Annotated in this window: 10 protein-coding genes and 1 pseudogene; 6 read left to right on the plus strand and 5 right to left on the minus strand. The window is 69.4% G+C overall.

Annotated features, from left to right (window positions below; genetic code table 11):
* Positions 1-264: 264 nt before the first annotated feature.
* Positions 265-429, minus strand: a pseudogene (locus ACIRL2_RS51040) (IS5/IS1182 family transposase); the annotation flags it as partial.
* 68 nt (positions 430-497) lie between these two features.
* Positions 498-2,465: a hypothetical protein gene (locus ACIRL2_RS51045; RefSeq protein ID WP_402242619.1), complete on the minus strand. Its 1,968-nt coding sequence runs from the start codon at positions 2,463-2,465 to the stop codon at positions 498-500.
* Positions 2,466-2,841: 376 nt separating this feature from the next.
* On the opposite strand from ACIRL2_RS51045, the gene ACIRL2_RS51050 reads away from it, so the two are divergent.
* The 5 genes from ACIRL2_RS51050 to ACIRL2_RS51070 all read left to right on the plus strand — a co-directional run bounded on the left by ACIRL2_RS51050 (position 2,842) and on the right by ACIRL2_RS51070 (position 5,440).
* On the plus strand, positions 2,842-3,678 hold the full coding sequence (locus tag ACIRL2_RS51050; RefSeq protein ID WP_402242622.1) for a hypothetical protein: 837 nt from the start codon (positions 2,842-2,844) through the stop codon (positions 3,676-3,678).
* A gap of 162 nt (positions 3,679-3,840) precedes the next feature.
* Positions 3,841-4,047: a hypothetical protein gene (locus tag ACIRL2_RS51055; RefSeq protein WP_402242624.1), complete on the plus strand. Its 207-nt coding sequence runs from the start codon at positions 3,841-3,843 to the stop codon at positions 4,045-4,047.
* Between the two features lie 270 nt (positions 4,048-4,317).
* On the plus strand, positions 4,318-4,650 hold the full coding sequence (locus ACIRL2_RS51060) for a hypothetical protein (protein WP_402242627.1): 333 nt from the start codon (positions 4,318-4,320) through the stop codon (positions 4,648-4,650).
* The gene (locus tag ACIRL2_RS51065) at positions 4,647-4,787 is read left to right on the plus strand and encodes a hypothetical protein (RefSeq protein WP_402242630.1); all 141 of its coding nucleotides are present in this window, start codon (positions 4,647-4,649) and stop codon (positions 4,785-4,787) included. The genes ACIRL2_RS51060 and ACIRL2_RS51065 overlap by 4 nt, the downstream gene beginning before the upstream one ends.
* Positions 4,788-4,984: 197 nt before the next feature.
* Positions 4,985-5,440: a hypothetical protein gene (locus ACIRL2_RS51070; RefSeq protein ID WP_402242633.1), complete on the plus strand. Its 456-nt coding sequence runs from the start codon at positions 4,985-4,987 to the stop codon at positions 5,438-5,440.
* Between the two features lie 221 nt (positions 5,441-5,661).
* On the opposite strand, the gene ACIRL2_RS51075 is transcribed toward ACIRL2_RS51070, so the two are convergent.
* Complete coding sequence (locus tag ACIRL2_RS51075) at positions 5,662-6,477, minus strand: hypothetical protein (RefSeq protein ID WP_402242636.1); 816 nt, start codon at positions 6,475-6,477, stop codon at positions 5,662-5,664.
* Positions 6,478-6,838: 361 nt separating this feature from the next.
* Positions 6,839-7,156, minus strand: a complete 318-nt coding sequence (locus ACIRL2_RS51080; RefSeq protein WP_402242639.1) for a hypothetical protein — start codon at positions 7,154-7,156, stop codon at positions 6,839-6,841.
* Positions 7,157-8,515: 1,359 nt separating this feature from the next.
* Between ACIRL2_RS51080 and ACIRL2_RS51085 the strand changes: the two genes are divergently transcribed.
* Complete coding sequence (locus tag ACIRL2_RS51085) at positions 8,516-8,851, plus strand: hypothetical protein (RefSeq protein ID WP_402242641.1); 336 nt, start codon at positions 8,516-8,518, stop codon at positions 8,849-8,851.
* Here the strand turns inward: ACIRL2_RS51085 and ACIRL2_RS51090 are convergent.
* Positions 8,766-9,326 (minus strand): hypothetical protein (locus ACIRL2_RS51090; RefSeq protein WP_402242644.1); only part of this gene is annotated, 561 nt, incomplete at its 5' end. The genes ACIRL2_RS51085 and ACIRL2_RS51090 overlap by 86 nt on opposite strands.

Raw genomic sequence — 9,326 nt, forward strand, 5'->3', positions numbered from 1 at the left:
GAACTTCTGCGGATATCTGGGTGGCACGTTCTCTCTCATTTCCGAATCTCGACAACCCTACGCGGGTCACTGTCCGGAAGAAATAGAGCACCTCAGTTGCTCGCGGAGACGGCTCGCATGGTCGGGTCGGACCGCGGGTCGTCCCGTGTGCTCGCGCCGTGGCGCAGGACGCGAGCGATCCACGACCCGGGGAAGACGGTCCTGGCCCTCGCGCTGGGCGGGGATTTAGAGGGCATTTGATCTAGATGAAATAACCTTTATGTCCTAGTAGGTTCCTCGCCAGGTGGGTGTGGTCTCGCCCGTTATGCGTTTGGTGAGGTTGTCGATGGAGGCGATGTGGAGCATGGCTTCGGAACTGGCGGGCAGGGTCTCGTAGTCGCGGGTCAGACGTCGGCGGAGCATGATCCATCCCAGGCTTCGTTCGACCACCCGGGTTTCTGCGGCGGGCATCGTGGACTCGAGCGAAGACCAGGTGTCGAGAACGACCGTCCGGGGCTTCACACGGTGCGCAAGGTGAAGGCTCCTTCGGCCCACGCGAGGAGCCGATCGAGGGTGCGCGGGGTGGAGGCGTTCTTGTCATGGCTCAGGCGGTGGTTGCGGATGGCCGTGGTCAGCTCGTGCGCGAGTTCCGGGTCGCCTGTCTCGTGCGCCAGCGTTCGCAGCGCACGCAGCCGGGGGATCGGGTTCGCGTCCTGCCTCAGGCACGTCAGCGACTGAATGGCGGACCACCGGCGCAGTGAAGCCGTGTCGATCAGGGGCTCTCCGTTGTGGCGCCACGCCCGCAGCATCCGCATGAGGGCTCTCCCGTCCTCGAGTCCCGTGGCGTCGGCAGGTACGAGATTCAGCAGCGTGGTGGGGCCTGCCAGTTCGTGGATCTCGCCGTCGCGGTCGGCGGTGAACACCACGCGCTCGACGGTGTCCGGTATCAGGACCGCGGCGCCCACGAGCAGCGAGGTGAGTTCGCTGCCGGTCGGTGCCAGCGCGGTGATGCGCCAGGTGTTCGTGGGTTCGTCGACGAGGACCTCGACGTCCGTACAGCCCTGCCCGCCGAGCACCGCGGCGACCATGCCGGCGGGCGTGATGCCCAGGGCGAGGTAGTCGTCCCTGTCGCCGAAGGAGATCCCCAGCCGGCTGAGCGCCTGAAGGAGTCCGACCAGGCACCCGAGGCTGCTCTCGCAGGCGGTGAGAATGCCGTCCGCGAGTTCGTGCCACGCGATCTCGCTTGGGCCGTGCTTGTCGAGGAGGGTGACCCCGGTGTCGGTGTAACGGAGCATCCCGCCATGGGAACGCGCCGTCCGCAGCCGCGGGTTGAACCCCGTCAGCAGTGGCGCCAGGTCCGCGTGGTCGCAGGCGTTGCCCAACAGGGTGGTCCCGTTGTCGTGGCGCAACTTGTCGTAGGGGCGGGTCTTTCGCCCGGTGGCGACCAACAGGGCGATGGCGCTCAGTCGCCCGGGGCCTTCCACCTGGCTCGCGGCGACGTCCGCGAGGGCGTTTCCGAGTTGCCGGGGGATCGTCGAGGTCCGCGCGGCATGTGTGGCCTGCCCGGCCGCATCGGTCAGGTCCAGGAGGGCACCTTTCAGGTCCGGCAGAAAGTCCGGCTCGGCGGCGAGTGCGGACAACACGCCCGGGTTGCCCGCGAACAGGGTGTAGCTGTCGGCCACGACCCGGCGAAAACGTGACTGGTCACCGAGCAGGCGCATCGCGGTGTCGTACATGGCGAAATGAAGGCCGACGCCGCAGTCCGGCCCGGGCGCGTCACCGGTCAGGCCCTCCACCATGCGCTCGGCCGCGATGATCAGTTGGGCCAGGGTCTTCACGCCGAGGTCCACCGACGCCTGCTGGACAAGCGCGGCCAGCTGTTCCTCGGAGCGCTCCGCCGACATCACAGTCACCAACTGATGCTGCAGCAACCGGAACCGGGCCAGCCGCTCTCCGCCTTCGTCGATCAGCCGCTGCGCGGCATCCGCGTGCCGCTGGGCCTTCAGCGGGGTGTCCGCACGAAGCGCGTCGAGGTAGCTGCGGACCATCCGCGCGAGCAGATCGACGGTGGCGTCCGCGGCGTCGACGGACCCGATGTAGGGACGTTGGCGGGGCGCCGCCGCGAGCAGGGCCCGCTCGGCGGGGATGGTGCGGACCGCGTCGGCAAGGCGCTCGGCCGAGCCGAGTTCGTCACGGGCGACCGCCTGCATCGTCCGGAAGAAGTCACGAAGCCACGCCTCGAGCCTCCCACAGAGCAGGTCGAAGTCCTCCCACGCGAACCGGGCAACCGATACCGCGCCAGCCGGCTCGTCGTAGATACGTACTGCGGCCTCGGCCGCGGCACGGCGGCCGGTGCTGTTGTGATTGATCTCCCAACGAGGCGGCGTCCGACCGCAGTCGGCGCACGGCACGCCGCGCACTCGCTGGACACCACACCCAGTGCAGCGGATCAGATCGAACGTCAACCGGAAGGCCGTAGCAGGCATGAGAGTCTCCAGACCCGGCGCCGAGACAGCGTCGGGGAAACGGGGCAGAAGAACATCATCCGCCCGAAACCCGATGCCGGGCACGGGGTTTTTCAAACCCGAGTGAGCCGAGCACCAGTTCGTCACACCAGGGGAGACAAGACCAAACGCCGTGATGGCCGATCACCCCTCATCAGCAAGAGGTCGTCGATAGCCCAACCGTGAACCCACGCGGCTGCGGCCCGAAACCACCCGGATCCCGCCGTCCCGGATACCGACTTGGACCGCATTCGGCGCCGTTCCCGAGTCGGGGCTCGCCCCCGGCTGCGCCGGCCCCTGTTCCGGACGACGGAATGCTGTGCCCGATGTGTCGGTGCCGTCGGTGATGATCTTTCCCGTGACCGATGTTCCGGTGCCCGGCGCCGTTCTCGCAGATTTCGACGCGTACACCCGGGCCGTCGCCGCCGTCTCCGCGGCGGATGACGCCCGCCGTAGGGGGTGGGAGCCTCGGTTGGACGACGACGCGTACGAGGCGTTGGCGTACGCGATCGAGTGTTACGAGCACGAGCACCTCGAGGAGGTCCTCGCCGACCGGCCCCAGCGCCCGCCGATCCCGGTGCCGGACGACACTCCGAGCACGAGGCGGCGGCAGGTCTGGGGAGCGACCACGGTGCCCGGGACCGGGGCTGCCGAATGGGACGAGTGGTTCTACACGCCGGCCGTCGGCGTCGGACCGCTGCGGTTCGGTATGACGGTCGACGAGGTGGTCGAGGCGGCGGCCGGGATGCTCGGTCGGACGAGGGTCGGTGATTGCGTGTGGCGCCACGCGACGTTCTCGCCGACGTGGTGGATCGAGGTCCGCCGTCGCGAGCCGGCTCCTTCACCGCCCGCGGTCACGGCCTATGTGAGCCGGGACGCGGGGCTGTTCTGCGTGGCCGTCGACGCCGTGCACGGTCCCCGAGTCGCCCACGACGGACTCGCCCTGGTCGGCAGGGACCGAGAGGAACTGGAGAGCGACGCGATTGCGTACGCCGAGGCGAGAGGCGTGTACCTTCGCTACTCGCCCGCGGGTTACGCGGGACCGGATGACTCCGGTGTCGTCTTGTGCGGGCAGATGGTCGGGCAAGTCCTGCGATCACGCCCGTTGTTCATGGTGACGCGCGACGGCGCGAACACCGAGTGGGACTCGATGCCCTCCGAGGAGTACCCGGGCAGCGGGCATTCCACGGTCTGACGGTCATGCGGTCCTGCTGAACGGCGAGGACGACCCGGACGGCCGGCGACAGTGTCGGGACTCGACCCTGCGGTTCCGTTGTCGCCGCCGGAGGAGGGATACCTGTGAACGTCCTGCGCTTGGCTGCACCACGCGCTGCTCCCGTTGCTGCCCTGGCCTCCATTGCCGCCTTGCCGGACGGGCGCCGGCTGGAACGCCGCCCTGATCGCCCACCGCACCGGCCTCACCGGACACGTCACCGGCGTCGAGGCCGATCCCACCCTCGCCGCCGGCGCGGCCGAGACCCTGGCCCGCGCCGGAGCGCACGTGGATGTCCGGGTCGGCGACGGAGCCCTCGGCTGGGCCCCGAACGCCCCTACAACCGGCTGATCGCCACCTACGCGGTCGAACCCGTCCCCGCGCCTGGATCGAACAGACTACCCCCGGCGGCGACATCGTCTTCCCCTGGACCCGCCTGGGCTACTTCGCCCTCACCACCGGCAAAGACGGCCGCTCGGCCACAGGACGGCTCCACGGCCTCGCCCGATTCATGAACGCCCGCGGCACCCCCACCACCCGCACATCCGCGCCGACCGCGACCCCGACCACCAACGCCCCTTCACCCGCGACCCACGCCCCCTGCACGACAACGCCCACCTGATGTGGGCGCTGCGCCTGCGGCTGCCCGACGTCCTGTTCGATACCACCGCCGACACGGACGGCGTCCACGCCCGCCTCCACGACGGCGCCGAGTCCTGGGCGACGATCTCCACACCGCCGAACGGTCGTCCGATCGCCTCCCAGAGCGGCTTGCGCCGCCTCGTCGACGAACTCGAGACCGCGTGGGATACGTGGATCGAGGCGGGCGCGATCGGCTTGTACGACCACGGCATGACCGTCACGGCCGACTACGAACAGTTCGTCTGGGCGGGCGACCCCGACACCGGCACCCGATGGCCCCTTCCCGCGCCCGCGTCGATCACGATCGGGTGAGGTGGGTACCTCTCGCGGCGGCGGCGTCCGATACCGTCGGCAGCGCGATCAGGGCCGAAGACCGGGACCACGCCATGCTCGAGCTGTATCGAGAGCATCCGGACCTCTACCGGGCCATGCGTGCCGGCCTGCGTTGACCGGTGCTTCGGCCGGGTGTCCCGCCGCGACGGCTGCAGCGCGGTACGGTGAGACCGCCCGCAGCGCCCGGAGGCCATGCGGGCGAAGGCGCCAACGGGCGCCGGACGGGCCGAACCGTTCTTCCCGCCACGGGACTTCCTCGAAGTCCGGCGGCGCCGAAGCCTTCCGGAGCGGAGCCAGGGAGCAAGGGGCACGTGTGACCGGCTGGGTGCTGGCCTGGGACGGCAGTCCGAGCAACCTTGATTCGTCCAAGCACGGTGTCGGCTCGCGGTTCCGGTGGTCGATGGGGCGGAACTTCTCCCCGGCCGAGGCTCCGCAACCGGACGAGCCGTACCTTCTGTGGCGCGCCGACTACCGTGCCAAGACGCAGGTCGTGGTCTCGCAAGGTGTGGTCGTACGCGGGCAGTACACGCTGCGTGGCACGCGCTACCTGCGCCTACAGATCAAAGAGACTTTGCCGGTCACCGTGCCGCGTGCGATCCTGCACACCGACGACGTGCTGACCGCCAAGAACTCCTTCGCCGACTGCGGCATATTCGATAAAATGGGCAGAAATCGGGGGATGAACCCGTACCGTCTCAGTGATCGGGAGTGGCACGCCCTTGCCGCGATCGTCGCTCGCTATGCGGTACCGCCCGGTGGCAGGCCCTGAGGAACAGGTCCCGCGTTGCCCGGCTCCCGAGCGCCGCCCGCATCCCCGCGCACGCCGTCTCCGGACCTGCTCTGCGCCGCGCTACTCGGCACCGCGAGTTGCCGTCGTGGTCCTACCGGGGCATGCCGGGTCGGGTGGGCGGTTGCTCTCGTTCTCCGCCGACGTCGCGAGGACGACGGCCGCCCGGGCGGGGGCGGTGGCCATCGCGCGTTGGATCGGGTTCAGACGTGGCACTTGAGTGTGACGAGGAGCGCGTCGTCGGGAAGCGATTCCAGGTAGGTGATCTGATCGGTCAGGCACAGGGGATCGTCCGGTGCGTGCTCGCATGGCACCGGTTCGCCACAGGGGCCGTGGACGCCGGCGTCGTTTCTCCCCGCCTCGATCCACCAGCCGTCGAGGGTGAGGAGGTCCCCGAAGTGCCGGAGCGCCCTGGGGGCCTCGCGCTCGACGAACTCCTCGCGGTCGCCCGCGAACCAGGAATCCAGATCCGTGAGGGAGGAGTACCCGAAGTTGAGCATGCCGGGGATGCGTGTCGTCCGGTCCCAGTGGTCGTAGAACTCGCCGACCTTCGGTTGGGCACGGTAGTCCCAAAAGGCTTCTGGGACGGAAGACGCCCCGTGCTCCGATTCGTACCGGGCCTTGAACCGGGACAGCGGCTGAACGGGCCGACCGTCCGCGTTGATCCGACGCCACAGATCCCACCCGGCGCCAAGGGCCGTCCTCGCCCTGGTCCGCGGCTCCGTGAAATCGAGCGCCTCCCGGGGGCCTCCGGCCGACATGCCCGGCAGACTTGGCAGTTCCTCTCCGACGGACCACGGCGTGTCGTGGACGAGACGCGGGTCGTCGGCGTAGCCGGGGGCGACGAAGTAGCCGCAGCCGTCGCTGCCGCCGCGAACGGTCCACCGGTCCCAGATGTCGCGCGCCTCGTCCGAGGTGTGGTCCTCCTCGAACGGAGCCATCGCCGCGCCGATCGCCGCGGCGAGGTCGCCGTCTCGTGCCTTCGCGGGCAGACACACCGTCATACGCAAACCCGCCACGACACCCCACCCATCCCCCGGACGATCGGCTGCACACCGTACCGGGCGCGACGACCACGCGCATCGCGAATACTCCCGTCGCGGTCCTGCCCGGGATTCCTGCCCGGGTTTCCTTACGACTTTCGGGAGGTTTCCCGTTGGGGCCGGGGCCGTCGGTGTGGGGGTGTGGCGTTTTCGGGCTGGTGGTGGGTTGAAATGGCGGGGATGGGGCGTGAGGGCCGCCGCATGGCGGCAGATCCGACCCGCCCGGGGCCGGTGTCCGGCGCGCCGACTCGATGCCGCCGCCGACCGCATTCCGACGTCGTGTGGCGCCCGGATCGCCCTCCTCGATCTTCGACGGCCCGCAGCCGGGCGTGGTGCCCTATATGAGGGTGACGTCGCGGCCGGGGTCGGGTAGGAAGGTTCGATGGTTGACGCTCCCGATGTGCCGGGTGAGGCCGTGTCGGTGTCTCGTTTCGACGGCTCCGTGTTTCGTTTCGATGGTTTCGTCCCGACGGGTCTGCGTGACACGGTGGCCGCCGTCGATCGCACCACGCCGCCGGGTGTGCGTGCCTGCGCGCTCGTGCTCCTGGGATACGCCTGCGACGCGACGGCCACCGAACTCGTCGCCCTCGACACGCGCGATCTGACCGTCCGGGAACACGGCGTGCTGGTCTCGCTCTTCCGGCAACACGCCCACCGCCGTGACGTGATCGAGATCCCGTGGGGCCCGGATCCGATCGTGTGCCCGGCCGCGGCGGCACGCGCACTGCGGGACGACGTGCGTCGCGCACAAGGACCCGAAGGCCCGCTGTTCGTGCGCGTTGCCACCGGTGACCACACCGGGCCGACGCGACCGCATGGGAGTACGCCCCGGGCCGTCGCCTGTCGGCCGGCGCGGCGGCGAACATCACCATCCGCTGCGGCAGAACCACCGGCCGCACATTCCCCCACGACTGGACCCACCAGACCCTGCGCCACGCCTTCGACACGGCCGCCCCGATCTCCACCTGATCCCGACCCCACCGCCATCCGCACCGCGTATCCCGCGCCCACCGCGCTCGAACCACCCAGACCGGTGCCGCGGTTCACCACCGCACGCCGAGTTCGCCGAGGAGTCGTCCCCGTTTCTCGCCGAGCGAACCGCGTCCGGTGCACCCAACTCGGGGAAGCCGACATCACCCGAGGCGTGGCGTCTCGAGATGTCGCGCCCGGAAGCGTCCCCAGGATCATGCGGCTGGTCTGCGCTGGTGGGCCGACGCTGCGGGCGTCACTGCGGGCGGCGCCAACCGCTGTTCCCGAAGCGTTCACTGACGTACATGTCGAGCGCGACCATGCGGGCCGGGATGCGGTGTTCCGATCCGTGGTGCGGCATTGTTCCCGTGGGATCATCCTCATGACGAGACCGGAGAAGAACCTTGGATGTCGACTGTTCCCTCGAAGCCGTGTGCAGGCGCGCGTCCGACTTGCTTCGTTCCTTCGAGGGGTATTTCATCGAGCGGGTTTCCGTGGCCGTGTGGAGCGGTGAAAGCGCTGTCGACCTGTGGCTTGAAGGCGATCCCGGGCTGCGGCTCAGGATCACGCTTCAAGGAATCGTCAACGTCCGCGTCGACGACGCTTGGAGATGACGAGCGCTTTCGTCGACGAGTTCCGCGTGGAACATGTCGTGGGTGACCCGGGCCTCGTCCACTTTCGAGCGGTCGGTCCCATGGCCGTCGATGTGACCGCACGGAGCATCGTTACGGCTGTGGCCCAGGTGCCTTGAGCACCGAGACGTTCGCGCAGATCCGATCTTTCCCCGACCGATGGTCCATGCCGGTGAGTGCTTCGAACGCAGGCTCCACGGCAACGACGCAAGGTCGAGGTGACGTTCGTCGAAGGCGCCGGCACCATCGCGGTCCAAGGACCCGAGAACGGGGCCCTGGTCACCGGCGACTTCCTCGCCCTCCTCGACACCCGCGACCGGCGGATCGTGGTCCCGCTCACCAGCGGCACGACCGGCGTGGCGAGTGGGGGTGCCCCTGTGGGTTTGGTCGAGGTCGTGCGCCAGGATTGCGACATGACGATCTGGTTCCGTACCTATCACGAGGATGAAGACCTCTGGCAGTACTTCGAGGCCGACGACGACGGCTGGGTCGCGCGTCAAGTCGAGGTCAAAGTGACGGACACGCGGCCGGTGACCGCGGCCTCGCTGGCAGAGGTGCTTCGTTTGCGTGATCATGCCGACGCCGCGGCGATGCGCCGGTATGAACAGCGGTTCGGCCTCCTCGCCGAGGGCGAAGTCGAGGGTTGGCGCGATCGGCCGCTGGCTATCGAGGTCTCGGTGAAGGAGTTCGAGATGGTGTGGGTTCAGGCGCGGCGGGAGTTGGACGGGCGAGGAGGACGGGGCGGGTGAGGACGTGGTCGCCGGCGCGTTGGACACGGACCACGACGCCGAGTTCGGGTGCGCGCGGGTCGACGTCGCGGGAGTACCGCACCTGGTGGCCGCGTGCGGTGAGGTGGTCGCAGAAGGCGTCCTCCAGGCGGGAAGGTGTCCGGCCGACCAGGGGGATGTCGTCGAGGTGCACCTGCGGGCCGCGTCGGGCGTCGATCGCGATCGCGGCCAGGCCGATCGACTCGTCGTAGTACAGGTTCACCGCCGCACCGGAGATCCTCTTCACCGCCGCACCGGAGATCCTCGAGCCCGCCGGGCCGCGTACGGGCCACAGATCGGCCTGTGTCACCCGTCCCCGGCCGTCCCCGCTCGTTCCGACCGCCCTCAGGACGCCGTCCACTGCGGCCATCGCCCGATCGTGGGTCATGCCGAACCTCAACGGGCCCACCCGCTCGAACGGCGCGAACGACCACACCGCGCGCTGCGACTCCTCCAC

This window comes from Embleya sp. NPDC127516, assembly GCF_044765325.1.
Taxonomy (GTDB): Bacteria; Actinomycetota; Actinomycetes; order Streptomycetales; family Streptomycetaceae; genus Embleya.

Bases quoted from the DNA above. Each gene is read 5' to 3' on its own strand.
- ACIRL2_RS51060 (WP_402242627.1), top strand. From the start codon at position 4,318: ATGTGGGCGCTGCGCCTGCGGCTGCCCGACGTCCTGTTCGATACCACC.
- ACIRL2_RS51045 (WP_402242619.1), bottom strand. From the start codon at position 2,465: ATGCCTGCTACGGCCTTCCGGTTGACGTTCGATCTGATCCGCTGCACT.
- ACIRL2_RS51085 (WP_402242641.1), top strand. From the start codon at position 8,516: ATGACGATCTGGTTCCGTACCTATCACGAGGATGAAGACCTCTGGCAG.